The following is a 26635-nucleotide window of genomic DNA, read 5'->3' on the forward strand; positions in this document are numbered from 1 at the left end:
TGCTTTACTTTAACCATCAATATATTCTTGTACTTGTGGTGCATAAATAAAAAGAGGCAACCTTCTCAGGTTGCCTCTTTCATATAGTTACTATTCTTTAGTAGCTCCACAAGCTGTACTCGTACTCAATCAATGCTTCTGCAGCATCCTGAGCAGCAAGTAATCCTTTTTCTCCAGCTCCGTAGATAGAAGCAAGATCTCTGTTACCTGGATTTGATATCTTAGTGATATAAGAGCTAAATAACCATAGGTCAAAAGCATCAGCTAAGTTCTTGTGCTGTGCATCATTCTGTGCATTATACCAGATAGCCATTTCTGGGTTGTTACGGAAAATCCTAACCAAGTCGCTCATCTTAAAGCTTGCCACATTCTGCTCAAATCCTAGTGGGTTAAGCGTAGCCGGTACTTTAAGACTGATCGTTTGGATATCATGGTACATGCGTGAACGCTTTTTATCGAACACCACATTTTCCTTCAACTCCAACAGGTACAGTTGTTTTGGAAAGTACTCATTACTTACAGGAGCAGTACTAGTCTGCGCGGCATCTTTTCCAAGTGCATTACCCCAATCATCATCCTCTGCTTCTTGTTTTCCGAAACCAGCTGCAATTTCTGCATCGCTTAACTGTTCTCCAGATTCTCTTGGAGTCATGTTCTGGATAAATTCTTCCCTTGTGATCGGCGTGCTTACAGAGTCACTTCTGTATGCTACTAACTCACCACTTTTCACTGCATCAATAATGATTTTAGTGATTTCTCTGTTTTCAGAGAACATTGGCTTGTTCTGCTTTTCACGTAAGTCGATTTTACGCCATACTGTCTTTTTGAACAGTACATCATGCTCCGGAATAGGTCTTGCTGAAGGATTGCTTGATGCAGTGGTTGATACCTGCTGTGCCATAGCGCCAACGGATAACAAAACACCTGCTGCTACACCTATTACTTTTACTAATTTCATACTCCTGTAATATTCAGATTTTAATTAAGAGGAACAATGAAGTTGCTTTCTCCACCTGTCTTAGCGTCAACCGCTTCACCTCTATAGTTAAGGCGCTTCACGTCTAATACTTCAATTACAACTCTGTCGCCTTTGCTTGCTTTAGCAGCAAAGCTTGTAAGGTTTGCACTAGGGCCATTAAATTCTCCCTGGTCAATCGGTGAGTTGTTTCTTACAAGATAAGCTCTCCACTTTGTAACTCTATAACGTGCTTCGTTAGGTAATAATTGTTTAAAGCCTTCGTCAGCTACGGCTTGTATCTCTACCGCTCTGATTGATTGAGCCGGTACACCACGCTTCACATCAATAGGACGGCCATTTACTAACGGCACAAGCTCAGGCTTTGGTATCGGTCTTACTTTAAATCTTTCAGAACCGATGGCATTGCCACCGCTGCTTACGTTAATTGTTACCTCTGTAGAATTAGGTATGATGGTTACCAATCCTTTTTTAGCTCCTTTAATGGCAGAACCACCGCTTGCACTAAAGCTTGGATCATAGATAGCACCTAATGCAGGCACCTGAATGTTAAGCTCGTTTGCACACTGGAAGTATAATGCCTGAACAGCTGCAGACTGTACCTGGATTACTGGCTTCGCAACAATGTATTCCTCCTGAACAGTGAATGTAGTATCACGTCCGTTCTGATTAATTGTTACCTGGCCTTTCCATGACTGCTTTGAGTTTCCTTCAGCATCGTAGTTAGAAGCAGCAGCAGTAAATTCTACCTGACCCATGCCATTCTCTACTCTTATAGGCTTACCTTGGAAGCTCATTTTTGGCGTAATTGCATCAGAAGAAGCCGCAATAAACATATCTGCCTTATACTTAGTACCGGCAGCTACAGTCTTAGACTCAGCACGAGCCATTGCGAAGATCTTCTCAAATTTGATGATATCAGCACCTACACGACGTGCAAGTTCCTGCAACGCATCAGCTTCATACTTCAGCACTTCATTCTCTTTCTGTGCAAGTACGGCTAAAGCAGCTACCATTGGTGTCTCACCAAAATTTAGTTCAGCAAAGTCTTTGTTGCGCTGTGTCTTATCGTTCTTTGCAACAGGATCTTCCTTGCCATCATAAGCTAACTGGTCCGGCATATTTGGGTTGTACTCATTCAGGAACTTTGCATAGTTATTAAGCTTGTCCTTCAGTTCATAAGCCGCACCATTACGCTTATTTGCAGCACCAATCATCAGCATAGCCACATGGTCTTCACCGCTTGGATTTGCATACTGGTTTGGATCATCTTCGCTAACACCTCCTGTTTTAGTTATAAGTTGCTCTCTCAAGCCACGAATGTAGGTAACCAATTCAGAAGTCTGCTGACGGATCTCTTGTGCACTTTTTAATACACGTGTATCTGTGGATCTGTTACCGCCTTTATCTACAGCGGATTTTATGTTGGATAGAACTCCGGCGTTATCACTTACTGTCTTTCCGTTCACGCCCATCAAACTTTGGTCGAGAAACTGGAATTTCAATAGGATAGCCGAGTTCACTTGCAGGGCGAGAAGGGCGGTCAGTACCAAGTACATCATACCGATCATCTTCTGCCGTGGTGTCTCTTTTCCTCCAGCCATTTTTTACTGTTTTAACTGTTTTCTTGTTGATTTAGAACTTCCGAAAGAATTAACCACGCATTGCAGTAAGCATGTTACCATACACTGTGTTTAACGAGTGTAGGTTCTGCGTTAAGCGAGAAACTTCTTCTTTGAATTGTTCTGTGTCCTTGCTGGCATCAGTTAAATTATCCATGGCCATAGTTAGATTGCCATAGAACTTGTTCATCGCCTTCAGGTGGTTGTTAGCATCCTGAAGTTCCATTTCGTAAACAGCGTTCAGAGCACCCAGGTTCCTGGTCATGTTCTGAATCTGATTATGATACTCTTTTGCATCAACTGTAGAACCTGCCATGTGTGACAGAGCCTCTGCAGTAGTAGCATACGCTTTGTTCATGTTGTCAAGCTGGTCAGCTGCTGCTCTAACACGTACTGTGTAATCCTGAGTAGCTGCAGTTGCCTGGCTCATATCTGCTAATTGTGCAGTAGTTTCGCTTAGTCTGTTTAAGCCTAAACCTAGGCTGTTGATCGTGTCTGGCGTGATATCTGCGTCACGCATCATGTCGTCTAACTTTCTTGTCAACGAAGATCCGCCTGATGCTGCTGTTGCAGGAATCAATGCTTCTCCTGTGTAATCATCGGCTAATTGAGGGTAAACTCTTGCCCAATCCGGGTCATGAGGCTGTGGCTGGAATGCACTCAGGAAGAAGATAACAGCCTCAGTACCTAAACCCACAATTAGCATTATATCCGCACCTTCCCAGTGCTGGATTTTAAACAATGCTCCGACGATTACGACAGCTGCACCGATACCATAGATTTTAGGCATCAAAACGTCGTACATAAAGCTGCGACCTTTAGCTTTGCTCATTTTGTTTTCTAATTAATAAGTGAACGATTGGATTATTGGGTTTTGTAATATAGGGTTAATAAAATTCTTATCTGAATTCTCTACCAGAAGATCTACCTAAATAGATCATAGTATTACGGAAGCCGATAAATGAACGGGCAGAATCCTGGTATTCGAAATTGCGTGTGCCGGTCTCAAGGAAGTAAGCTATATCTTTCCAAGAACCACCTCTAACAACTTTTCTTGGTTCGTTGTCATCGTTATATACTGGGTTCAAGTCCCACACTACAGGAACTGATGCATCGTAATAAGCATCTTCGCACCATTCTGCCACGTTACCCGCCATGTCATATAGACCAAAGTCGTTCGGGAAATATTGTGCTACAGGTGCAGTGTATGAGAAACCATCGCTATAGTAATCACCGCGGCCTGGCTTAAAGTTAGCTAATAAACAGCCTTTGCCATTGCGCAGGTATGGGCCACCCCAAGGGAATACAGACATATCACGTCCGCCTCTTGCAGCATACTCCCATTCAGCCTCCGTTGGCAGTCTGAATTTAGGCATTGGCGCGCGGCCATCTTCTTCGTTTGCTTGGTTCTTAAGCTTAGTTCTCCAATCGCTGAAGTACTTTGCTGCAAACCAGTCCACTCCCACAACCGGGTAATCATCAAATGCTGGATGTGAGAAGTAGTATTCCATCAGAGGATCACCCATGTGGTAGGTAAAGTCTTTTACCCACACTGTTGTATCTGGGTAAAGCTGTGTCATCACAAACTCTTCGCCTAGCACGTCCAGAGAATCCTCCATCATAACCTGCATAAACTGGCGGTACTCGTTGTTTGTAATCTCAGTCTCGTCCATATAAAAGCCGCTTATAGTAACCTGTTTGTTCAGGTTAGCCATAGAGGCTGCTATATCCTGATCTGCCTGACCCATATGGAATGTACCACCAGGGCAAGGCACCATACCATAAGGCACTTCCTGAGCATTGTACTCCGGACGGTCATCCACCCCCACAAGATCACCTTCAGGTCCTCTTCTAAGTCCGCAGCTTGCAAGCAGTACTACCGCCAAAGCGAAGGAAGTCAGCTTAAGTAGTTTGTTCATATTGAGTAATAAAAAGTAAATTTTTCCAGCAATATTAATTTAGTACACTTTTTCTAGGGTAGCAAATATAAAAGCTTTAACAACAAATAAAAAAACAATTCATTAGTACACCTATTTATTATTTTTAAACGGCGTAATAAACTGATTATTATTATACTATAAACTATTTTTTTACTGTATTTTTCTAAGAATCCTAGCTTTACAGCCTCTTCTGATTTATATTTTTTTTATCTAGAGAAGTTGTATCTCGGTGTTCTTACCGGTGGTTTGAATCTTATAACTGGCTCCGGTAACCTGTAGTTCACCATAACTTCATGAGAAGTCGGGGCCTTGGCCGCACGGTTAAATGTTGTAAAGTCAAACGCGTATCCCACTCTTAAAGCATTCTCCTGAAAAAGGGATAATCCTATTAGCGCACTAACAGCTTCTTTATGCCTATAATTCACTCCGACCCAATATTTTTCATTATAGGTAAACCGGGTGCCGGCATCAAAAGAAAATGTTTCAGTATCATGCTTTAAAAGAACCATTGGAGTTACCTCCAAGCTTGTTGAAACCGGCAGTCTATAGCCGGCAGTAACGTAGATGTGATTTTCAGTTAAAAAGTTTCCAGTACCAGTTCTTGCTGAATCCGCAAACTCATACTGTGATTTAAGTAAATTTGTTACTCCCCCACCTCCATAAAATGTTTCCGACTCATACCAAACGCCTGCACCTAAATCATATTTTGTGTCAGAGGAATTGTATGGCACATTTGGGTCTCCCTCGTCAATTGCCCTATAACTCCCTTTTTTAATATTATTTATGTTTCCTTGCACCCCTAACCCAAGTTTGCTTTCGCCTATGTTGATGTGAAAGGAATATGACAGCGCTGCTGTAAGAAAAGTAGTATTGGCTATCTGATCTCGCATTAGATTTATACCTACCCCGCCGTGTAGCAACCTTACAGGAGTATGTGCAGTTAGCAGCAGCGTTTGCGGTGAGCCTCCATCGTCAAATGTAGCATCGTAACCTAACCACTGGTAACGATATATAGACATAAATTCCGGGCGCTTAGTTATACCTGCATAAGCCGGACTTATTTGCATGCCATTAAAACCGTAGTGGGTGAACTGCGGTTGCTGCTGTGCCCATACCTCAATGTGGCACACAAGCATCAGCAATAAGGCGGGTAGAAGCTTTCTCATAAGCAATTGCAAGATGGCAAGATTTTTTATAATCAGGTAAAGAGAAGCACTAGACCAAATATAATGATTAAACGTTAAAACGCAAAAGCTAGTATGTTTTTGACAGATACTAGCTTTTGCGTTTTAATAGTATGTAAAACAGAAATAAAAGTTACGTTAACTGCTTATTTTTTCGCCTCCTGCTTCTGCTGATTTTGTATATACACCTCAATTGCGCCTGTCATTGAAGGAGCATTTGGCATTGGCGCTTCGATATCAAGCTCAAGCCCTGCATCTCTTACAGCTTTTGCTGTTGTGGGACCAAAAGCAGCAATACGCGTATTGTTCTGCTTAAAATCAGGGAAGTTGATAAATAAAGATGTTATACCTGATGGGCTAAAGAAAGCAAGGCAGTCATAGGTTACATCATCCAGATCAGAAAGGTCAGCCGCCACAGTTTTATAAATAATAGCTTCTGAGTGCTTGATCTTATTTGCCTGTAAAAACTCCGGTATATCTTCTTTGCGGATATTCGAGCACGGGAACAGGAACTTCTCGTTCTTGTGCTTCTTGATCACTTCGAAAAGATCTTTGGCCGTTTTTTCGCCAACAAACAACTTACGCTTACGCAGGGTAATATACTTCTGCAGGTAATAAGCCGTTTGATCAGAGATACAGAAATACTTCATATCAGCAGGCATTTCTATTTTGCTCTCCTGGCAGATTCTGAAAAAGTGGTCTACTGCATTACGGCTGGTAAAGATGATAGCTGTATGCGACAGGATATCGACCTTGTCTTTTCTGAACTCTTTGTAAGGCACTGGCTCTACCTCAATAAAAGCCCTGAAATCTACTTTTATACCATACTTATCTGCTATTGACAAATACGGTGAGTTATCTGTGGTAGGCTGCGGTTGGGTAACCAGAATACTCTTAATAGGAATCTTGTGTCTTTCAGGGTTTGCACTTCCCTTTGCTTTACTCTCAGCCATATAATAAAAATGCGGTTATTAAAAATCCAGCTGCTTAGAACCGTCGGAAATTGTGTTTTTAAAAGCTAAATACGATTAATTTTAGCACAACTGCCAACGGAATTACTTCTGTGGCGCAAAGGTATGAAAATAAATGCAAATTTAGTACAGTAGCTTTCTTATTTACAATTACAAACACCCGTAGCACGGCCAGCAATAACAGTAACGACACCAGCACATTAGACACCAGTAAGATCGTTTCCGGTATGAAGGTATTCATAGAAAGGTACAAAAGCATGACGAAAGGCAGAAAAACACCCAGAAACAGAAGCGTTTTGATGAATTCCCTGTACTGCACGACCACTACCTCTTCAAGCCCGAAGATAAATGCCATAAATTTCAGAAAGAGATATTTAAGCACTAGAAAGAGGAAAATAGCCAAAGTATAAACCCCGATCTTAGTTGTGATATCAGCTTCTGAAACTGGGAAAAGACGATTGAACAAGCGAATATGCTGCACATTGGTATGAATAGCGGCAATAAGCAGCGCCAGCGACAAAGAAAAGGCAAGTACAAAAAGAATGCTTGACCAAGAGCTTAATGGATTTGCCATAAAACCTTCATCAAGACGATTGTTGCGCCCAGCGAGCCTTACATCGAACAGTGCCTCAAACTCTGCTGGAAAATTAATACGTAACCATCCGTAAACTAACCCGATTACCAGCAGAAAAACTATAAATGGGTTTTGGTTTACATACTCTCTTAACCTTATAGAAAGAGGCCGCTGACCAGTATCTGCTTTTTGGCTACTACTTTGCACATCGTTGTAAAAGCCTTTGATGTTTGGCTGCTGTGACGGGTGCCACACAGTAAGTAGCATTTTGCCCTCTACTGGTTTTACAGCGCTGGCGTAGTTCGAAAGGTTTAACTTATAAGCCGCAGTAGAGTCAGCTTTAAAGATCATCTGGTTATTCAGGAACAGGCATAGGTCCTTTTGGGCAGTAAAACCAATCAGGAAGGGCTGAGCAGGCTCGACAGTTAACCACTGGTGAAGTGCCTGTTGTTTAGCATGCACTACCGAAACGTAGGGCACAAGCTCCTGTGTTTCGTCCTCATACACCAGCCACTCTCCTGTAATAGCATTGCTTTGTTCTAAAGGCAACATCTGCGCATAAGGCTCCAGTGCGAAACCTACAAACGCTACAAGTAAAAGCAAAAAATGAGGGGAAAAGCTCTTAAGCTTTTGATATATTTTGAGCACTACTAGATTTATAAACTCCTAAAAATACACCTAACAGCACCGAAAATGCCGATAATGCTATAATCATAGTCAAGTTACCCCATACACCCAAAGACACTACAAATAAAATTACGGATAAATTGATGGAGGCTAACGTAAGCACTGTGCCTGTCTGTGACAGCCCCATACTTAAAAGGCGGTGGTGAATGTGGTTTCTATCCGGCACAAAAGGGGAGGAGCCTTTTAAGATGCGAATAACAAATACACGTATCGTATCAAAGAGTGGTATAAATAAAATACCTAAAGCAACGGAGGGTGCAGCAGGCACAACACGCATTTCGATAAACTGTATAGCAAGCACAGAAAGTATAAAGCCACAAAGCAGAGAGCCTGTATCACCCATGAATATGGTTGCTTTGCGGAAGTTATACCTCAGGAAGCCAAGTATACCCCCAACCAAACAGAACGCAACTGCTGCGTAGTTACCATACGCTGGGCCGCCATACATGTAAAAGTATACACCAAAGGCACTGGCTGCAATGGCCACTAGTGTACCCGCAAGTCCATCAAGGCCATCTATTAGATTAATGGCATTCGTTATTCCGATCACAACTATAAATGTGAAAGCATAACTTGTTCCTATTTCTAGCTCTCCTACTCCAAAAATCCCTTGAAAGCTTGTCACCCGGATATCAGCCATGAATATTACGATCCCAGTAGCTAGTATCTGCACTGCAAACTTTTTTAATGCTGAAATATTGATCAAATCATCTTTAAGGCCAATGAAGAAAAGCATGATGCAGCCAGCCAACAGTTGCTGTACTCCATTATTCAGATCTGCAAAAATGGTAAGTGCCGACATGAAACCGGCAAACATAGCGCCGCCGCCAAGTCTCGGCGTGAGCTCTTCATGCACAGTACGGCCGTTGGGTCGGTCCAAAATGTTCTTAAGGTGTGCTACCCGGATAATAGAGGGCACAGCAAAGATAGCTATCAAAAAAGCCCAGCTGGATGCAAGTATAAGGGGTAAAATTTGTTGATCCATAGAAATTAAGGAACAAGATAAAGCAGCGGCACTTAAATTAAGTTAATAAACGTCACAATTCCTATATAGATGCCTGCTAAAGCCCCTATTACTAAAATTTTATACTTTATACCGCCTATGCTAAGAGTGCAATACTCCCCGCTGCTGCAGCATTCCGATATCGATTAGGTTTTCCTCTGTAATGGAATCGGGCACGAAGACAAACTTCTTGTCAAATATCTGCCTATCAATATAGTAGCTTACCCAATACTCGTTATTTATATGAAAGATGCCCGGATCAATGGGCTCTATCTGAACTGAGCTTTTTGGCTCCACCCGCTCAAACATATGGCGCAGCACGGATGTCTGCACTTCCTGCCCTTTCATTACACCATAGCCTTTAGAGGTGATAAGCACATTCTCAAGAGGATAACTATTGTTGTTAAGTAAGTATACATTCCATATAGCTTCTCCTTCATCATTTGTCTTAGTAGCAATAGCAATCGCAATGCCTTCTACTGCACCAAAATCTATATCTTTCTTCATATAGGTTACTCCGTAATTTCAGCCTCAAATAAAGCTGCTATATGTTTTTTAAGCTTTTCTTCTACCTCTGGCAAAGGAACCTCGTACCCAAGCTCTTTTGCCAGCGAGGTTACTTTTTTATCTGAGATGCCACAAGGCACTATGTTATTGAAATAGTTAAGATCGGCGTTAATGTTAAAGGCAAAGCCGTGCATAGTTACCCACCGACTACATTTTACTCCCATTGCACATATTTTACGGGGATTTACCTGTGCCTCATGGTCCAGCCACACACCTGTAAGGCCAGCAATACGACCCGCCTTTATATCATATTCAGCGAGCGTAAGTATTACAGCTTCTTCTAAAAACCGCAGGTACTTGTGTATATCTGTAAAAAAGTTTTCAAGGTCTAATATAGGGTAACCAACAATCTGGCCTGGGCCATGGTAAGTAATGTCACCGCCTCGGTTAATCTTATAATAGGTAGCTCCTTTTGCCTTTAGCCCTTCTTCGTTTAACAGCAGGTGCTCTTCGTGCCCACTTTTACCTAAAGTATAAACATGTGGATGTGAGCAGAACAGCAGGTAATTTGGCGTTTGAGTCTGCTCATCTGATGGTGCTTTGCGGTTTTTCACTTTCAGATCAAGCACTCCGTTGAACAGCCTATCCTGGTAATCCCAAGCCTCTTTATAGTCTATTAGACCAAGGTGCTCAAACTTTATCTTTTTATTCTGTAGCACAAGCGTATACTTTTATTTTACAGATTCCTGAGTCTTTATTGCAGAACGCTAACAGACTATCAACCGTAATTAGTCAACTTTAACACTGCCATCAAGTATAAATTTTATACTTTTTCAGGCTATAGGCGATTCTGATTATGGCTCTGTGACATAGATTATTACCTATGTTCAAACTATAACTTCAATCTGGAATCTAAGTTTGATGCAAATTACAAGTTTTAGATGGCTTCTCAAACAAACACCCACATAAGAACTGGACACGATGGTGAAGAGGCTGCCGCCAATTACCTGTTGGAACGCGGCTACACTATAGTACAGCGCAACTACAGGTACAAGCGCACTGAGACAGACATCATAGCTACGCATCAGGACACCTTAGTATTTGTGGAAGTTAAAACAAGGACTAGTGCTGTTTTTGGTTTTCCTGAAGAGGCTGTTGGCGCCAAAAAAGAAAAGCTACTACTAAAGGCAGCGGAAGAATATATTTACCAAACTGGTTGGGAAGGAGAAGTACGATTTGATGTAGTAGCCATTACCCTTGCTCCTAGGCAGGAAATACACCACATAGTAGATGCATTTCACTAACGCTGAGCCTGTGAGCGTTTATCAAATTTATCTTTCTCGAAGATTAGTGTGCCGTGGCGGTCATACTCTTTAATCAGGTATGGCTCAAAATACTTATCATAAGCCGTTTCCGGATACTGATACTCATAGTGGCGACGGCCTCTGAAGTCGTAGTGATTGATCCAGATGCCTACTTTCTTACCCTTTTCATACTTGCCGGTCCACTCTAACTCGCCATTTTCGTAGAAGCGGTAATACGTGCCCTGTACCTCGCCATACTCATAAGGCATTACTTCTTTTATCTTTTTGCCACCATCATAGTAAGTAACTTTTGCATCACGCAGGAAGCCTTTGTCGAAGTGCTGTTTGTTTGTAAGTATACCTTCATCGCCTCTTCTGTAGTTTTCCCAGCGCAGATGTTTAGTGCCTATATAATAATAGCCTTCCTCAACGGTATTGCCGCCAATCTCTTTCTTGTAAGGCCCGTGCAGCACCTTATAGCGATCTGGGTCTACCTCATCGGAGCTGGTACGGTAGAGAACCTTCTTCTTTGTATCGAAATAATATTTTAAAGGCGCATAAGGGTTGGGCTCTTTGTGTACAGGAAGATAGCTAAACGTCTCAATCTCTTCTCTGCTGCCTTTGCCTTTTTTTACAAAGCTTCGGCTAACTTTTTCACCCAGAAAATAGCGCTTGTTATACTTTCTCTTGCGCTTCTTTTCCTTTTCCTCCACTTTCTCATTTAGCAGACTGGTATCAATTTCCGGTGCAGTAGTATCAGCAGAGGCAACAGCATTGGTTTTAGCATTTTCTTTCAGGCGGGCCTGGTTCAGGTTATAATCACTGTTCCATTTAGGCGCACCGCAACCGGCCAAGGCCAAAAATAAAGCCCCGGCAGCCATTGAAGAAACCACACGAATCAAATGCTGCATAATAGCTTATAGTATTTATAAGTTAAGACAAAGGCAATAAACCAGCTTTGACAGCCTTTGCAATTCAACTCTAAGTATAACGTAAAGATGAACATATTTTATATATCCATCAATATGCCTCCTATAACTACGTCTGTTGCACGATAGTTTCACAGTATAAAGACAGAAAATTAAAAAAGGCGGCACCCTATGGATACCGCCTTAATTCTGTCAGGTATATTAATAAATTACTATTCTTTGTCTATCAACTCGAAGCTGCGTTTTACGAAAGCCGTAAGTGAGGCCCCCGACAGCATATTCTGTGATAATAACGCCAGATCATAAGCCTGTCGTGCAATGCGCGGACGGTTTTCCTCTTTTGCGTGCAGGATGCGCTGGTTCAGGCTGTGGTTTGCATTGATGGTTACATTATAAGTATCTGGCATATCCCCCATGAACATCATACCGCCACCACCGGCTTTGCTCATATCTTTCATGCGTCGCATAAATTCTGGCAGTGTAATTACCACAGGGGCATCGTCCGGAGACATTGGGGCAACTTCTACCATCATGTTCTTGTTGTCGATAGCAGTTTCATAAATGCCTTTCAGGTTTTCTTTCTCATTGTCCGTCAGTACGCTTTCCTTTGCCTCGTCGCGCTCTATCAGCTTGTCAACTGTTTCGGAGTCTACACGTTTCAGAGTTGTTTTCTCCAGCTTCTGCTCCAGCATACCAATAAAGTGGCTGTCAATCAGCGTATCCAGCTTCAGCACATCATAGCCACGATTCTGGGCAGCTTCCACAAAAGCATGTTGCTTGTCTGCATCTGTTGTGTAGAGCAGCACCAACTGGTCGCTTTTGTTTGTCTGGTTTGCCTGCGTAAGCGCCTTATACTCTTCTAAAGTATAGTATTTGCCATCTACGCTCTGCAGCAACACAAAGTCCTTTGCTTTCTCATAGAACTTCTCGTCGCTCAGCATGCCATACTTTACAAACACATTGATGTCTTCCCAGCTGGTTTCGAAAGCGGTACGGTCTTTCTTGAAGATCTCGTTCAGCTTGTCGGCTACCTTCTTTGTAATGTAAGTGTTGATTTTCTTCACGCTAGAGTCAGCCTGCAGGAACGAACGGCTTACGTTCAGCGGAATGTCCGGTGAGTCGATAACACCGTGCAGTAGCATCAGGAACTCCGGCACCACGTCTTTTACCTCATCAGTAATAAACACCTGGCGTGAGTATAGCTGAATCTTGTTGCGCTGCAGCTCGAAGTCGTTCTTGATCTTAGGGAAGTATAAAATACCCGTCAGGTTAAACGGATAGTCTACATTTAAATGTATCCAGAAAAGCGGTGCTTCAGAGAACGGATAAAGTTCTTTGTAGAAGTTCTTGTAGTCCTCGTCCGTCAGTTCTGATGGCTGCTTTGTCCAGATCGGGTTCGGGTTGTTGAGGATGTTGCCTTCGAACTCTACCGGAACAGGCAGGAATTTGCAGTACTTCTCAAGTATAGTGCGGATACGCGCCTCCTCTAAGAATTCCTCAGAATCCTGGGCTACGTTAAGTATAACATTAGTGCCGCGCGTTTCTTTGTGGGCTGGCTTAATGGCGAATTCGGTGCTGCCGTCGCAGGTCCAGTGTGCTGCCTCAGCGCTTTCCTGGTAAGATTTAGTAACAATCTCTACGCGCTCGGCCACCATAAAGGCAGAGTAGAAACCTAAACCAAACTGGCCGATGATCTGGTTCTTGTCGCCGCCAGACTCTTTATAGCGCTCCACAAACTCCGATGCACCTGAAAAAGCAATCTGGTTAATATACTTCTTGATCTCCTCGGCTGTCATACCGATACCGTTATCGGAAATGGTAATAGTTTTAGCATCCTTGTCTACAGAAACCACTACTTTCAGCTCACCTAAGTCGCCTTTATACTCACCAATAGAAGCCAGGCGCTTCATTTTCTGGGTGGCATCTACGGCGTTACTTACCAGCTCGCGCAGGAAAATCTCATGATCAGAGTATAAAAACTTCTTAATGATCGGGAAAATATTCTCGGTGTGGATCGAAATACTACCTCTTTCTTCCATATTTATACTTTAAGGTTATGAATCTTGTCTTTTGTCTACCTGCAGGCTTTCAAATCTTGTTCCATTGTGATTCAGGTGCTGTTTCTGTGACAGGTTGTCAGAAACTATTTTTAATTTCATACCTAAATATGCCGTACTCGTCATTTTTATTGTTATTATTGGCATTACAGATTAAACCTGGCGCTGTTATCTTACTCTAACAAGCACCGTAAACACAACAGGTTGAAATTTATCTGTGATCAGATTAGTTATAGACTATAGGTGAACCGCTTTCTGAATTATATCGCTGTATTGCTGCTCCTGCTCTTTATAAGAGTCATGGTGCCGGATGCGCTGTTGCTACAGCTGCATGCGCACGGCCATACGGTACATACAGAACAGACGGACTCACATAAAGCACAGGTTGGCAAAAAGCACACGCACTGCCCGGTAGAGGACTTATTCGGAGCACCTTACCAAATGGCAGGAGACCCTGTTGCTTTTACACCTGTACAGCATATTACCATCTATTCGGTGCACTACAGCAGCAGCTGGCATGGCACCACCTTACACAATGCCTCTCTCCGGGGCCCTCCGGTTTCTTAGTTTTTAGCTCATCCCTGTACAAAATGCCTGCTTATACAAGTGTGGCCATTGCGTGCATATTATTCCCAAACCTAACGTACCGGGGCTGGCGTGTGCTTTTGGCACTATGTTAGCATCTGCAGGACATGGCAGCCTTTGTTGTTGCTCTTATTATAGTATAGCTAAAACTAAAGTAGTGTTAATATCAATCCAAAAATTACTGCAGTACCCATTACTGGCTGTGATGCTGGCTTTGGCAGGTATTTACCCTGCCGTGGCGCAGCCACCTGCAGCCACTATGCCTGATGCAGGAGGCATTGACCAGGACTGCGGGCTTACCATTTCCGGAAAGATACTGGACCACGACACGCGCAGCACGCTTGTAGGGGCCACTGTTTATATCCCACAGCTTAACAGAGCAGCCATTGCAGACGAATACGGCAATTACCATTTCCATCACCTGTGCAAGGGTACTTATACTTTGAAAGTGACCTACATCGGGTATGAAACGGAAAACTTTGTGATTAAGCTCAGTTCCTCTACAGTGCGTGACCTGCAATTACACACCGATGCCACTACACTGGGCACAGTTGAGATTACTGGCAGCCATGTGAAAGAGCAGGCGCAGTCTACGGAAACATTATCTGGCAGAGCATTGGAGGAAACGCGCGGACTATCTTTGGCAGAATCGTTAAAAGGTATTGCCGGCGTTACCACCATCCAAACCGGCCCTACCATCTCCAAGCCAGTTATACATGGCATGCATAGTAACCGTGTGCTGTTGTTAAACAACGGTATCCGACAGGAGGGGCAGCAATGGGGCACCGAACACGCCCCTGAAATTGACCCTTTCGTGGCTAGCGAGATGAAAGTAATAAAAGGCGCTGCCGGTGTTCGCTATGGATCTGATGCCATCGGAGGTGTGGTAATAGTAGAGCCAAGCCCTCTACCGGAAACTGGCGGTACAAAAGGTGAGGTTAACTTAGTAGGCACCAGTAACAATCGTCAGCTAATCGGAGCCGGCACACTGGAAGGGAAGCTGAATAATTTGCCTCTTAGCTGGCGCGTGCAGGGCTCCTATAAAAAGGCTGGCAATGCCCGCACTCCTGATTACTACTTAGAAAACACCGGTTTTGAAGAGCAAAACTTCTCTGGTGCACTCGGATACAAAAAAGAAAGGTTTGGCAGCGAGTTGTTCTATAGCCAATTCAATACAAAGTTAGGCATACTTAAAGGCGCACATATAGGCAACTTAACCGACTTGCTTTATGCCATAGAAAGAGGCAAACCTGAGGGCGCAGACGAGGCTGAGTTCACTTACGAAATCGGAAGACCTTACCAGGACGTGCAGCACCAGCTATTAAAAGCGAAAGCATATTTGCTAACGGGAGAAGCAGGCAAGCTGGAGTTTATTTACGGTTTGCAGCGTAATCTGCGTCAGGAGTTTGATGCCCACAGAAACACTGCTGCTCCGGCACTAGAGTTGAACCTGACAACCCATACTACAGAGGCAATATGGGAGCATTCCCCAATCGGCAATTTTTCAGGTTCGGTGGGTGCAAGTACTATCTACCAGCAAAACACCAGGAAGTACAGCGATTTTCTGCCGCACTTTACTGGTTTAACGGTTGGTGCTTTTGCCATTGAGAAGTGGCGCAAAGACAGACTGCAACTCGAAGCTGGCCTGCGCTATGACTATAAGCACCTGCTGGTGAAAAAGTATGAGCAGAACAGGGACCTGCAGAAGCCCGAATTTAATTTTAACAACGTGTCGGGTACGCTGGGGGCTCTGTATGATGTAGGGTATCACCTTACGTTTGGCTTAAGCGCCACATCAGCCTGGCGTGCACCTAATACCAACGAGTTGTTTAGCGAGGGAGTGCACCACAGCTCTGCAGCCTACGAGAAGGGTAATCCGAACCTGAAGTCTGAGCAGGCATACAATTTCGAAGCCTCTGTTGACTATTATGGCAACATCCGCTTTAACGGTAAGCTGAGCGTGTACCACAACTTTATTGACAACTACATTTACCTGGCTCCGCTTCCAGAGCCACAATTAACCATAAGAGGCGCGTTTCCAGCATTCCGTTACAAGCAGACAAATGCTACCTTTAGTGGTGTAGACCTCAGCCTGGAGTATAATCTGCTGCCTAAGCTTACGTTAGACTCTAAAACGTCTATTGTGCGGGCAAGAAACACGGTTACAGACGATCACCTGATCAACATACCACCCGATAGGTTTGACAACAGCCTGCGCTATGAGATCGGTGAAATTGGTAAAGCTGGCCTGTTTAAAAATGCATACGTTACATTGGGCGGAGTTTACGCAGCAGAGCAAACAAGAGTACCAACCAAGGGCGACGAGGACTTTGCTCCCGCACCAGATGCATACTTTCTGCTGCAGGCAGAGGCGGGTACAACAGTTTACTTTGGCAAACAGCCTATAGAGTTTGGTATAACCGGTAACAATCTTTTAAACACAAGCTACCGCGAATACCTAAACCGTTTCCGGTACTATGCCGATGAGATGGGACGTTTACTCATGCTGCGCGTAAAAATACCTTTAGATTTTAGCAAAAATTAGTTTTTAACCATTTACAGTTTCTAACAATTTTTAACATCAACCAGATACTAAACATGAAAAATTTATTTAGACCATACTTAGCATTACTTGTAATGGGCTCTCTGATGTTCACAGCTACCTCCTGCAGCGATGATGATCCGGAGCCAGTTGATGAGGAAGAGCTGATAACTACGTTGAAGATAGTGCTTGAGCCAGTAGGCAAGACCCAAACCGTAACCGGCACATTTAGCGACACCGACGGTGACGGCGGCAACCCTCCAACTGCAAATACACTGCGTCTGGAAGCGAACACTACCTACAATGCCACTATTACGCTGTTAGATGAGACCAAAACACCCGCAGCAAACCTGACAAGCGAGGTGGAGGAAGAGAGCGATGAGCATGAGCTGTTTTACCAGGCACTGGACAATCTTAATCTAGCTATCACTAAGACAGATAGAGACAACAGCCAGCGCCCATTAGGTTTAAAAGCACAGGTTGTTACTACTACTACAAGTTCTGGCAAGCTGCGCATAACGCTTAAGCATCAGCCAAACCTGAAAGTGGGCGCCAACGAGCCTAACCGTGAGCAAACAGGCTTAACCAGAGGCGAAACAGATATCCAGGCTGAGTTCCCTGTGATTGTGGAGTAAGGCTCTAAATATTTTATATTGATAAAGAGGCACTTATATAGTTAAGTGCCTCTTTTTTTTAAAACCTATCCTGTGTTATTTTTTTATGGCACAATATTAGCCTGCAGGAATATTCAGAAAACAAAACTTAACTTTTTAAAGAAAAAACTATGAAACTGTTCACGAAACTTGCCAGCTGCTTTGCACTATTAGCCGCCATTACCCTTACCTCCTGCGAAAAAGAGGAGCTGGAGCTTAACATTGTTCCTGTAAACGGCGTGCACGTTACCTTGGTGCCTGAGGGCGGCGGTGAGACAAAGGTTTTTACAGTAAGCTTTCCGGCCACTGATAATAATGGCAACACCTATGGCGAGAGAAAGGCTGATGACATTATCCTGCAACCTAATACTACTTACAACGCTACCATTACATACTTCTCCGACATTACCGGCACCCGCACTGTGCAGAACACAGACATAACAAGAGAGGCTGGAGTATATTCAGTTGTGTATGAAAAAGGCTCAAACAACGCCCAGAACTTTAGCGCAGAACTTGCTATTGCCGCTACAGATAAAAAGGCTGATGGCACGCCACTAGGCCTGCAGGCAACTTTTACAACTGGAAAGGTGGGTATCGAAACACTTAAAATTAACCTGAACGCTAAAAAATCTCAGGGGAAATCTTCTTTGTCAGGCAGCGTATTTAATGCCACATACTTTGTTAGTGTACAACATTAAGCTACGAAAACAAACTTTTTAGTAACAGCAAGGGCAGCCAAATGGCTGCCCTTGCTGTTTTATACTTTCTGCTTTCTGGCTTGCAGGTCATCTATGATTTTCTGTATTCGCTTGGCACGTGTTTCGGGACGTTTGGCATCCAGTACTGCCACTACATATTCTTTACGATGAGTAAATGCCATCTGGTTAAACACCTCCAGCAAGTCGGCCTGCTCCAGTGCCTGCTGCACATCCTCAGGCAACACAACTGTTTTCGCCTTGCGATCTATACCGGGCATATCCATACCAAATGTAGAAGGTTTACTGCGCTCTGTTTTGTGTCTGAACCTTGCCGATGACCAGGTGTCACCCAGCGCTACCAGCCGAGTTGCCTCATAGCCAAGTGCTGCAACTGTTTTCCAGCCTTCGTCGCGGCTAAGATCGGTTTTGATGCCTGATGATTTTTTGGGGTAGGCAACCCAGAACAAGGCGTTTGGTTTTAGCAGCAGCACTACCTGCGGCACAAAGTGGTCCATCTCATCTTTGTTCCTGACAAAGATCTGCACGGCATCATAAGTACCCACGTGCGGCGTTTCAGCAGCATTTGTGAAAGTATAGCCTTCTGTTGCCAATGCATCGGCTATTTGATCCGGCGCATTAAGCAGCAACAGTGAGTAAGTGTGTTTTAGTTGAAGCTTCTTTCCTATTTCAGCCATAGTTCAGGTATCATGATCGGTATTAGCGGTTTTAAAATTCCAATCTAGTACAAATTCAGCAAGAACTAAAGTATGGCCTGCACTTTGCAATTCATTAGGCATAAGCTATATTTAAGGATAGACAAACCCGGAAATGGCAGAATTAACGAAATCGAAGCAAAAGCACTACCTTTTAAATACATCTGTAATTGTGGCCGCCCTTGGCTACTTTGTAGATATTTATGACCTGGTGCTGTTTAGCATTGTGCGCATACCAAGCCTGCAGGATTTAGGTGTTACAGAGCAAAGCCAGCTGTTGGAGCAGGGAGTGATGCTACTGAACATGCAGATGATAGGCATGCTGATAGGCGGTGTGGCCTGGGGTATACTCGGTGATAAGCGCGGTAGGTTGTCTGTACTGTTCGGCTCTATCTTCTTATACTCGGTTGCCAACATCATGAATGGGTTTGTAACCTCTATACCGATGTACGCCTTCCTGAGGCTGGTGGCAGGCATAGGCTTAGCGGGTGAATTAGGTGCAGGTATTACGCTTGTTTCGGAGGTACTGCCCAAAGAGAAGCGTGGCTACGGTACCATGGTAGTGGCTACTATTGGTATTTCAGGAGCTATACTTGCTGGTGTGGTAGGAGAGTATTTTGGATGGCGCACGGCCTACTTTATCGGCGGTGGCCTGGGCTTGCTGTTGCTCTTCCTGCGCGTGGGAGTTTACGAGTCAGGTATGTTTGATAACCTGAAGAAGACAGCGGATGTTACACGTGGAAACTTCCTGAGCCTGTTCACCAACACGAAACGTTTTTGGAAGTATCTTAAGTGCATCTTAATTGGGGTGCCTATCTGGTATGTGGTAGGTATCCTTATCACGTTCTCGCCTGAGTTTGGCATTGCGCTTGGCATGCAGGAGACAGTATCTGCAGCAAAGGCGGTATCGTTCTGTTACCTCGGACTGGTGTTCGGCGACTTTGCCAGCGGTTATCTTAGCCAGCGGTTTAAAAGCAGGCGCTACATTGTAGTGGCCTTTCTTCTACTTACAGCTGTGTTCGTAGGGGTTTACTTGTTCGGGTCTGCCTTCAGCATCGACACGTTTTATACTTTGTGTGTGGCCCTCGGTTTTGCCAGCGGCTACTGGGCTGTGTTTGTAACCATCGCTGCCGAACAGTTTGGCACCAACATCAGGGCAACTGTAACCACCACTGTACCCAACTTTGTGCGCGGTGCCGTAGTGCCGCTTACCATATCGTTCAGCTATTTAAAAGACGGTATAGGGTTGGTGCCGGGTGCCATCATACTAGGTTTAATTTGCATTGCGTTGGCTGTAGTTGCTATACTTTCGCTGGAAGAAACCTACGCCAAAGACCTGGACTATACTGAGCCGATTTAAATTGCACTGTTAAGCTTCTACAGCAGCGGCAGCTACAACATCCTGCACTAAACATAAATTAAAATAAAATCGCTAAGAGCAAGATTATTACTGATATCAATCAGCTAAAATCAAGCAACCATAAAATTGTACAGCAAGTATAAATAATTAGACATGTTACGTTTAAATCATACTTGCTTATGGATAAAAACTTTACTTCAAAATTCTCCGATTATACCTTATTCGCTTACTTTTTTATTGCACTTCTTTTAGGCGCATGCTCTACCCACGTGGAACAGGACAAAAAAGAGTCTACTGCAGAAACTGAAACTGCTGCTCCACAAAAGCACAGTGCAGTTACCGTGGCAGCCATAGAGAAAACAGCTGATGAAGTATACTTCGACCTGATTGCAGAAACCGATAATTGCCTGGGTGAGGACCTTTGGCTAGGCGGCAAATTAGAAAGCACAGATAAAGTGGTACTAGGCAACTCAGGAGCGTTCTCCAAAACCAAAGTGTTTACTGTAACAGAACTTACAGCCACCGGTTTAAGCACAAACAACACCTACCTAGTAAGTAACAACAACAACCTCCTACAGGCTAAATACGACAACAAAGGCACTATTTATTTACAGCTGAGGGATGGCCAGATGCAACTAAAGGCGTACCCCACTGCAAAGCCCATTGTTGTAGCCTATCAGCTAGACCCAGAAGAAGGTTACTATGACGGCTCGCTTGGCAACTGGCGTTGCCAGTACTAGGTGCAGGCATAAAAAAAGCAGCGGTTTACAAATGTTTGCCGCTGCTTTCTTTATTTTATATTTATTGCTTAGTCAATCTCTTCTTCTTCAGAGTCTTCGTCTTTAAAGCCAAGGCCCTCCATTTTTTGGTTGCCAGCCTCCAGCGCCTGCTTAAGCTCCGGATTTTTTTCAATGCGTGCACCTACGGCTGGGTCAAACATTATTTCAAAGATTGTTTTAAAGTAAGCTTTCTCCCCCATTCGCTGCTCAAAGCCTTCTTTGTCTTTCTCAGTCATACCTTTCATCCAACGCTCTAGCTCAGGCTTAATCTTTTCCAGCTCTGATACCAGCTCATTGTTCATCTTGTTTACCAACGCCACCGTCTTTTTATCGTCCTTTTCAGCGAAGGCTGCTTTAATTCCAGTGGCATATTTAGCCATGATCTTGTCATACTTAGCTTCTGTGGGGTGGACGTTAGCTGTACTTACATCTGCTATTAAAGGTGAGACTGGAGCTGCCACACTTGGCTGCTGCGATAAACCCAAGCCCATACTAGCACTTAGGACACTTACAATCAGTATTTTTTTCATAGTTATTTAGTTGAATATTAGAACAATACAGAAGCAGCAAAGATAAAAATTTTTAAAGAAAGTTTTATCTTATTCTAAAGTAGCTGCTACACTATTTTTTAACTTTTCTGCAAGATGAGTTTTATTAGTAACTTCGGGTATGATAATTTACAACGTAACTGTAAGTATAGATAACACGGTGGCTGACGAGTGGCTGCAGTGGATGCTGGAGGAGCACATACCAGAGGTGATGGGTACGGGTTATTTTCTGGGGAACCAGATTTGCCGGGTAATGGAAGAAGAAGACACAGGCGGCACCACCTACGCCGTACAGTATACTTGCCGCAGCTTAGAAGATCTGCTAGAATACCAGCGCGACCACTCGCCGGCACTGCAGCAGAAAGCTAACGCACGGTATGCCGGTAAATACGCCTCCTTCAGAACAGTACTGGATGTTGTTGGCGTAAACGTGGAACGTAAAGATCAGGCGTAATACTAAAAATATGGAAGCCGCACCCGGAACAATTCTACTTGTTCGGGTGCGGCTTTTCATGTTAATGGATCAGGCAGTATACTTTTGTATCTGCTCTTCTGTCATGGTGCAGTTTATCCATTCTCCGTCCAGTTCTGCGCCTATCTTATTATAAAAGGCGATGGCCGGCTCGTTCCACTCCAGCACCTGCCATCTAAAGCGTTTGGCTCCTAAAGCTTTTGCCTCTTCTGCCACTGCATCGAACAATTTACGGCCAATGCCTGCACGGCGCAACTTTTCAGTCACCACTAAATCTTCCAAGTAGATAGTCTTGCCTTTCCAGGTAGAGTAGGCGGTGTAGTATAGAGCGATGCCCACAATACCGCCTTCGTCCTCAGCCACAAAAAATTTAAAGATTGGGTTCTCGCCAAACCCATCGCACTGCATATCCTGTAGGGTGTTTGTTACCTCGAGCGGAGCACGCTCATATTCTGCCAATTCCTGTATCAACCCCAGTACCTGAGGCAAGTCGTCAATTATTCCTTTGCGTATGTTCATTTGTAATTGTGGTTCCAGCAAAGACGCAAAATATTACGCCTCTACATTTTAAATTTTTAAATCCCAGACTGTCTTCGCCTGCACCAGTTCTTTGTCGGTGCTTTGGCTAAGTAGTTTGTGCAAAAATATACTTTCTTCAGCTCCCTTACCAACTTCTGACACAACAGTATCACCAAGTATACTTTCGGCTTTGAAAATAATGTCCACCTCCTGCAGTTGTTTTTTCTCTAGCACCTCCAGCGGCAGTGTGTCTAAGGCCCATTGTAGGTAGCGGGTATTGGTAACGTGGCGGTTCAGGTCTATGTCGTGCCAGCGCACGGGCATTTGCTGCGCGCACTGTGCCTCCTGTAGCTGCGGCAGCTTGCCTTTGGCAAAGGGCAACGGCTCCTGCCCCGGCACTACCTCCACCTCCATTATAAAATCCGGAACAGACACCAGTTGGCGCTTTACTACATCCATTACCAGCCACACGCTTGTAGCCTGCCCTAGCAGCTCTTTTTCCGAAGTATAAATTCTGAAATCGCGGTGCAGGAATACACGTTCTCTGCCAGAGGCCCATGTTTCTACGGTTATACTTTCGCCGTGCTTCGGATACCGGAACATCTCCACACGCATCCGCTGCAGCACCCACGTAAATCCGCGTTCCAGCAAATCATACATAGATATACCTAAGTCACGGGTGTTTTCCCAGGCAGCCTCCTGCATATAGCTTACAAGCGCCGGCAGAGTAGCTTGTCCTCGGTAGTCAATCTCGTTTGAGCGGATGGTGAAGTGGCTTGTGCCGGGATATGATTTCATAGCTGTTTATACTTTGCTGTTGCGAATTTACGGAAGAACGAGACAACATGCCGAAAACAAAAAAGCCGCGCTCCCTAAACAGGCAGCGCGGCTGAAGTATAAATGGCAGATTTATACTTGTTGTTACTGATTTGGATAAGGGTTAACACCCATGTTCTTGTAAATAAAAGCCCACGTATCGGCCCACTCCTGTATAAGCAGCGAAGTTGGCTTACCGGCACCATGTCCAGCACGAACATCCACTCTTATCAGGTATGGATTACCCTCAGCGCCTTTGTCCTGCAGCTCAGAGATAAACTTAAATGAGTGCGCCGGTACTACGCGGTCATCATGGTCGGCTGTTTTAACCAGCGTTGCTGGGTATTTAACACCTTCTTTGATGTTGTGCAGCGGTGAGAAAGTATACAGGTTCTTGAACTGTGCCTCATCTTCTGAAGAGCCATACTCTGGCACCCATGCCCAACCAATAGTAAACTTATGGAAACGCAGCATGTCCATTACACCCACAGCAGGTATGGCTACTTTGGCTAAATCAGGTCTCTGTGTCATAAAGGCACCTACAAGCAAACCACCGTTAGAGCCACCGGCTACAGCCAGTTTATCTGATGAAGTATACTTCTGATCGATCAGGTACTCTGCAGCTGCAATAAAGTCATCGAATACATTTTGCTTGTTTGGCGTCATGCCGGCTTTGTGCCAGTCTTCGCCGTACTCGCCGCCGCCGCGCAGGTTAGGCATGGCGTATACACCACCGTTCTCCAGCCACAGCATGTTGGCGATGCTAAAGCTTGGCGTAAGTGAGATGTTAAAGCCACCGTAGGCGTACAGGTAAGTCGGGTTGGTGCCATCCAACTTCAGGCCTTTCTTGTGCACGATAAACATCGGCACCTTTGTACCGTCCTTGGAAGTATAAAATACCTGCTTCGTCTCAAAAGCATCGGTGTCTACCTTAACCTCTGTCTTGCGGAACTGGGTTACTTTGTTGTTGGCTACATCGTAGCGGTAAATGGTTGGCGGATAGGTAAACGATGTGAAGGTAAAGAATGTCTCCTTGTTCTCTTTATCGCCACCAAACCCACTAACAGTGCCTAATGTCGGAAGCTCCACATTGTTCAGCTGCTTACCAGTCTGGTCGTATACCACTACCTGGCTGGTAGCATCTTTCATATAAGTGGCAATAATGCGGCCACCCACCGACGATACGCCCTGCATTACATTCTGCGACTCCGGCACTACCACTTTCCAATTTGCTTCTTGCGGCTTTTTCGGATCGATCATCACCAGGCGGTAGCGCGGCGCGTTCTTGTTCGTCATCACCAGCAGCTTATCACCGAAGCTATCGATCACATTATACTCGTTCTCGAAGTTCTCAATAAGCGGCTTAATCGTAGACTTAGGGTCTTTCAGGTCTTTATAATATAAAGCATTGGCTCCACTGGCTCCTTCGGATACGTTCAGGATCAAGTAACGCTCATCATCTGTGGTTTGGCCATAGAAGTTACGCAGCGGCTTAGTTTTGTCTTCGTACACCAGCTGATCCTGGTTTTGTGGCGTGCCTATTTTGTGATAGTATACTTTGTGGTACTCGTTTTTATTTGCCAGCTTGTTACCTTCAGTTGGGGCATCGTAGCGGCTGTAGTAAAAACCATCTTTGTACCAGCTTGGGCTAGAGAATTTTACCCATTCAATTTTATCGTCCAGCATTTTTCCGGTGGAGGCATCCATTACCTGGTAAGTGTTCCAATCAGAACCGCCGCTGGAAGTGCCGTAGGCTACATACTTGCCGTCTTTAGAAAACTGCAAAGAAGTAAGCGCTACAGTACCGTCGCTGCTCAGTTTGTTCGGGTCGAAGAACACCTTCGGCTCCGCCTCAAGGGTTTCTTGCACATACAGCACGCTTTGGTTCTGTAGGCCATCATTTTTGAAGAAGTAGTACTTACCGCCTTCTTTAAACGGAGCGCCATACTTCGGATAGTTCCAGATCTCAGTCAGGCGGCGCTTTATGTTATCCCTGAAGTCAATATCATCCAGGTAATTAAATGTTACTTTATTTTGCGCCTCTATCCACTCGTCTACCTCTGCGTTGTGGGTTTCGAGCCAGCGGTAAGGGTCGGCTACCTGAGTGCCGAAGTAATTATCCACCTGATCTACCTTTTTGGTATCAGGGTAATCTAAGTCACTTTTTGTTTCTACAGCAGTTGCTACTGTTGTCTCTGTTGTCATGCCTGTGGCTGTTGTATCAGTTTGTGTTGATTTGCAGGCCGAAACAGCTGTCAGGCCGCCGGCCAGCAGAATTACGGTTGTCTTTTTCATAATTACTCTGCCTGTTGTTTTGTTTATAGGTTAGATGTGCAATGAACCAAGATACGCATTTTTAAGGGAATTTCAGCATCATACTTCTAATGCTAACGTCTACCTCCTCTAACCTTGAAGCATCAAAATATTAAACTGCAAAGTATAGAATCAGGCGATGCTGCGTATACAACGGATGCTTATACTCATTAGTTTTGCGCGCTTTTATACTTGCTTAGAGGCGCTTAAGGTGTAAACCGTTATGATAGAAGAAATAGAAGACGATAAACTGCTTCAGAAGTTCGAACAAATAGCCGACAGGCTGTCCGATAAGGGCTACGCAATTGTAGATAACTTCTTAGAGCCGGAAGAGGTGCACAACCTGTTGGAGGTGTTGCAGCATCATCAGGAGCAGGGCACGTTTAAAAAAGCAGGCATTGGCACAGCAGATCAGTTTACAGTAGATAAGCAGGTACGCGGTGACTTTATCCGTTGGATTGAGCCTTCGGAGGCATTGCCGCCTACACAAATTTTCCTGGACCGCATGAACGAGGTAATGCGCTACATCAATCGCACCTGCTTCCTAGGTTTAAAGGACTTCGAATTTCACTTTACGGTATACCCGCCAGGTACTGTTTACCAGCGCCACTTAGACCAGTTCCAGACTAATGACCACCGCCGTCTATCTTTTATCTGCTACCTGAACGAAGACTGGAAACCGGAGAATGGGGGTAACCTGCGTTTATACTTGCCCAACGAAGACGGAACTGAGGAAGAAGTAGATATTCTGCCAATTGCCGGCCGCCTGGCCTGTTTTAGAGCTGATCTGATTCCGCATGAGGTGTTGGCTGCCAACCGCCACCGCTACAGCCTCACCGGCTGGATGCTGGACCAGCTAAATGAACTGACGTTTCTGTAGGAG

26 protein-coding genes are annotated in these 26635 nt (G+C 44.4%); 9 read left to right on the forward strand and 17 right to left on the reverse strand.

Going from position 1 to position 26635, the window contains the following annotated elements; genetic code table 11:
* Positions 1–97: 97 nt before the first annotated feature.
* The 10 genes from porN to lipB form a co-directional block, all read right to left on the reverse strand.
* Entirely contained in the window at positions 98–958 is an 861-nt protein-coding gene (gene porN / locus H8S84_RS13680; RefSeq protein ID WP_187067925.1) for a type IX secretion system ring subunit PorN/GldN, read from the reverse strand.
* 20 nt (positions 959–978) lie between these two features.
* Positions 979–2580 carry a type IX secretion system motor protein PorM/GldM gene (porM, locus tag H8S84_RS13685; RefSeq protein WP_187067926.1) on the reverse strand — a complete coding sequence of 534 codons (1602 nt, stop codon included), beginning with the start codon at positions 2578–2580 and terminating at the stop codon, positions 979–981.
* Positions 2581–2629: 49 nt separating this feature from the next.
* Entirely contained in the window at positions 2630–3430 is an 801-nt protein-coding gene (gene porL, locus H8S84_RS13690; RefSeq protein WP_187067927.1) for a type IX secretion system motor protein PorL/GldL, read from the reverse strand.
* 67 nt (positions 3431–3497) lie between these two features.
* On the reverse strand, positions 3498–4517 hold the full coding sequence (gene porK / locus H8S84_RS13695) for a T9SS ring complex lipoprotein PorK/GldK (protein ID WP_187067928.1): 1020 nt from the start codon (positions 4515–4517) through the stop codon (positions 3498–3500).
* Positions 4518–4744: 227 nt separating this feature from the next.
* The gene (locus H8S84_RS13700) at positions 4745–5704 is read right to left on the reverse strand and encodes a PorP/SprF family type IX secretion system membrane protein (protein ID WP_187067929.1); all 960 of its coding nucleotides are present in this window, start codon (positions 5702–5704) and stop codon (positions 4745–4747) included.
* 164 nt (positions 5705–5868) lie between these two features.
* On the reverse strand, positions 5869–6675 hold the full coding sequence (locus H8S84_RS13705) for a uroporphyrinogen-III synthase (RefSeq protein WP_187067930.1): 807 nt from the start codon (positions 6673–6675) through the stop codon (positions 5869–5871).
* 58 nt (positions 6676–6733) lie between these two features.
* Positions 6734–7870 (reverse strand): DUF4271 domain-containing protein, encoded by a 1137-nt coding sequence (locus H8S84_RS13710; protein WP_230407182.1) that lies wholly within the window; start codon positions 7868–7870, stop codon positions 6734–6736.
* Positions 7871–7889: 19 nt separating this feature from the next.
* Complete coding sequence (locus H8S84_RS13715; protein WP_222621663.1) at positions 7890–8939, reverse strand: MraY family glycosyltransferase; 1050 nt, start codon at positions 8937–8939, stop codon at positions 7890–7892.
* A gap of 120 nt (positions 8940–9059) precedes the next feature.
* Entirely contained in the window at positions 9060–9464 is a 405-nt protein-coding gene (locus H8S84_RS13720; RefSeq protein WP_187067931.1) for a hypothetical protein, read from the reverse strand.
* 5 nt (positions 9465–9469) lie between these two features.
* Positions 9470–10183, reverse strand: coding sequence for a lipoyl(octanoyl) transferase LipB (lipB, locus tag H8S84_RS13725; RefSeq protein ID WP_187067932.1), 714 nt, complete (start codon positions 10181–10183; stop codon positions 9470–9472).
* Positions 10184–10405: 222 nt separating this feature from the next.
* Between lipB and H8S84_RS13730 the strand changes: the two genes are divergently transcribed.
* Positions 10406–10768, forward strand: coding sequence for a YraN family protein (locus H8S84_RS13730; protein WP_187067933.1), 363 nt, complete (start codon positions 10406–10408; stop codon positions 10766–10768).
* Here the strand turns inward: H8S84_RS13730 and H8S84_RS13735 are convergent.
* The gene (locus H8S84_RS13735) at positions 10765–11679 is read right to left on the reverse strand and encodes a toxin-antitoxin system YwqK family antitoxin (protein WP_187067934.1); all 915 of its coding nucleotides are present in this window, start codon (positions 11677–11679) and stop codon (positions 10765–10767) included. The two genes, H8S84_RS13730 and H8S84_RS13735, sit on opposite strands and share 4 nt — an antisense overlap.
* Before the next feature lie 230 nt (positions 11680–11909).
* Positions 11910–13736, reverse strand: a complete 1827-nt coding sequence (gene htpG / locus H8S84_RS13740; protein WP_187067935.1) for a molecular chaperone HtpG — start codon at positions 13734–13736, stop codon at positions 11910–11912.
* A 261-nt stretch (positions 13737–13997) separates the two neighbouring features.
* On the opposite strand from htpG, the gene H8S84_RS13745 reads away from it, so the two are divergent.
* The 4 genes from H8S84_RS13745 (at position 13998) to H8S84_RS13760 (ending at position 18232) form a co-directional block, all read left to right on the forward strand.
* Positions 13998–14321, forward strand: coding sequence for a hypothetical protein (locus tag H8S84_RS13745; protein ID WP_187067936.1), 324 nt, complete (start codon positions 13998–14000; stop codon positions 14319–14321).
* Between the two features lie 175 nt (positions 14322–14496).
* Positions 14497–16884 carry a TonB-dependent receptor gene (locus tag H8S84_RS13750; protein ID WP_187067937.1) on the forward strand — a complete coding sequence of 796 codons (2388 nt, stop codon included), beginning with the start codon at positions 14497–14499 and terminating at the stop codon, positions 16882–16884.
* 53 nt (positions 16885–16937) lie between these two features.
* Positions 16938–17516, forward strand: a complete 579-nt coding sequence (locus H8S84_RS13755) for a hypothetical protein (protein ID WP_187067938.1) — start codon at positions 16938–16940, stop codon at positions 17514–17516.
* A 149-nt stretch (positions 17517–17665) separates the two neighbouring features.
* On the forward strand, positions 17666–18232 hold the full coding sequence (locus H8S84_RS13760; protein WP_187067939.1) for a hypothetical protein: 567 nt from the start codon (positions 17666–17668) through the stop codon (positions 18230–18232).
* 59 nt (positions 18233–18291) lie between these two features.
* On the opposite strand, the gene H8S84_RS13765 is transcribed toward H8S84_RS13760, so the two are convergent.
* A complete protein-coding gene (locus H8S84_RS13765; protein ID WP_187067940.1) occupies positions 18292–18927 on the reverse strand; it encodes a YdeI/OmpD-associated family protein in 636 nt (211 codons plus the stop codon).
* 133 nt (positions 18928–19060) lie between these two features.
* On the opposite strand from H8S84_RS13765, the gene H8S84_RS13770 reads away from it, so the two are divergent.
* Together H8S84_RS13770 and H8S84_RS13775 are read left to right on the forward strand one after the other, a co-directional pair.
* On the forward strand, positions 19061–20305 hold the full coding sequence (locus tag H8S84_RS13770; protein ID WP_187067941.1) for an MFS transporter: 1245 nt from the start codon (positions 19061–19063) through the stop codon (positions 20303–20305).
* Positions 20306–20484: 179 nt separating this feature from the next.
* Positions 20485–21045, forward strand: a complete 561-nt coding sequence (locus tag H8S84_RS13775; RefSeq protein WP_187067942.1) for a hypothetical protein — start codon at positions 20485–20487, stop codon at positions 21043–21045.
* A 68-nt stretch (positions 21046–21113) separates the two neighbouring features.
* On the opposite strand, the gene H8S84_RS13780 is transcribed toward H8S84_RS13775, so the two are convergent.
* Positions 21114–21614 carry a hypothetical protein gene (locus H8S84_RS13780; RefSeq protein WP_187067943.1) on the reverse strand — a complete coding sequence of 167 codons (501 nt, stop codon included), beginning with the start codon at positions 21612–21614 and terminating at the stop codon, positions 21114–21116.
* Between the two features lie 139 nt (positions 21615–21753).
* Between H8S84_RS13780 and H8S84_RS13785 the strand changes: the two genes are divergently transcribed.
* Complete coding sequence (locus H8S84_RS13785; RefSeq protein WP_187067944.1) at positions 21754–22086, forward strand: DUF4286 family protein; 333 nt, start codon at positions 21754–21756, stop codon at positions 22084–22086.
* Positions 22087–22155: 69 nt separating this feature from the next.
* Here the strand turns inward: H8S84_RS13785 and H8S84_RS13790 are convergent, their stop codons facing one another.
* From H8S84_RS13790 to H8S84_RS13800, 3 genes are all read right to left on the reverse strand, one after another.
* A complete protein-coding gene (locus tag H8S84_RS13790) occupies positions 22156–22623 on the reverse strand; it encodes a GNAT family N-acetyltransferase (protein ID WP_187067945.1) in 468 nt (155 codons plus the stop codon).
* A 48-nt stretch (positions 22624–22671) separates the two neighbouring features.
* Positions 22672–23421 carry an acyl-[acyl-carrier-protein] thioesterase gene (locus H8S84_RS13795; RefSeq protein WP_187067946.1) on the reverse strand — a complete coding sequence of 250 codons (750 nt, stop codon included), beginning with the start codon at positions 23419–23421 and terminating at the stop codon, positions 22672–22674.
* Positions 23422–23544: 123 nt separating this feature from the next.
* The gene (locus H8S84_RS13800) at positions 23545–25734 is read right to left on the reverse strand and encodes a prolyl oligopeptidase family serine peptidase (RefSeq protein WP_187067947.1); all 2190 of its coding nucleotides are present in this window, start codon (positions 25732–25734) and stop codon (positions 23545–23547) included.
* A gap of 241 nt (positions 25735–25975) precedes the next feature.
* Here H8S84_RS13800 and H8S84_RS13805 point away from each other — a divergent pair, with 241 nt between their 5' ends.
* On the forward strand, positions 25976–26632 hold the full coding sequence (locus H8S84_RS13805; protein ID WP_187067948.1) for a 2OG-Fe(II) oxygenase: 657 nt from the start codon (positions 25976–25978) through the stop codon (positions 26630–26632).
* The last annotated feature ends 3 nt before the right edge of the window (positions 26633–26635 follow it).

The sequence above is a fragment of the Pontibacter cellulosilyticus genome, assembly GCF_014306105.1.
Taxonomy (GTDB): Bacteria; Bacteroidota; Bacteroidia; order Cytophagales; family Hymenobacteraceae; genus Pontibacter; species Pontibacter cellulosilyticus.